Annotated in this window: 1 protein-coding gene; it reads right to left on the minus strand. The window is 51.0% G+C overall.

From position 1 onward, the window contains the following. Window positions 1-983, minus strand: a 983-nt coding sequence (gene tuf / locus ETV65_RS24710) for an elongation factor Tu (RefSeq protein WP_129955688.1), incomplete at both ends; no start/stop codon positions are given.

Genomic DNA, 983 nt, shown 5'->3' on the forward strand with positions numbered 1-983 from the left:
TGGATCAGCGTAACAACCATGTTCACGTTGTCACCAGGCATTACCATCTCAACGCCTTCTGGCAGTTCGATAGTACCGGTCACGTCAGTTGTACGGAAGTAGAACTGTGGACGGTAGCCTTTGAAGAATGGAGTATGACGACCACCTTCATCTTTGCTCAGGATGTACACTTCGGAATCAAACTTGGTGTGTGGTTTGATTGAACCTGGTTTAGCCAGAACCTGACCACGTTCGATGTCTTCACGTTTGATACCACGCAGCAGAACACCCACGTTCTCGCCTGCACGGCCTTCGTCCAGCAGTTTGCGGAACATTTCAACGCCAGTACAAGTTGACTTAACAGTGTCCTTGATACCGACGATTTCAACTTCTTCGCCTACTTTAACGATACCGCGCTCTACACGACCGGTTACAACTGTACCACGACCGGAGATGGAGAATACGTCTTCGATTGGCAGCAGGAATGGCTTATCGATAGCACGCTCTGGCAATGGAATGTAGCTGTCCAGTGCTTCTGCCAGTTCGATGATTTTCGCTTCCCACGTTGCATCGCCTTCCAGTGCTTTCAGCGCTGAACCTTTGATGACCGGGATGTCGTCGCCTGGGAATTCGTAAGCAGAAAGAAGTTCACGAACTTCCATTTCTACCAGTTCCAGCAGCTCTTCATCATCTACCATGTCGCATTTGTTCATGAACACGATCATGTATGGAACGCCAACCTGGCGACCCAGCAGGATGTGCTCACGCGTCTGAGGCATAGGGCCGTCAGTTGCAGCAACAACCAGGATAGCGCCGTCCATCTGAGCAGCACCGGTGATCATGTTTTTCACGTAGTCGGCGTGCCCTGGGCAGTCAACGTGCGCGTAGTGACGAGTCGGGGTGTCATATTCAACGTGTGAAGTGTTGATGGTGATACCACGAGCTTTTTCTTCTGGTGCGTTATCGATCTGGTCGAATGCACGTGCAGAACCGCCGTAGGTTTT

Origin of the sequence: Rahnella sp. RFA10(1/100) (assembly GCF_004195115.1) — a bacterium.
Lineage (GTDB): Bacteria > Pseudomonadota > Gammaproteobacteria > Enterobacterales > Enterobacteriaceae > Rahnella > Rahnella perminowiae.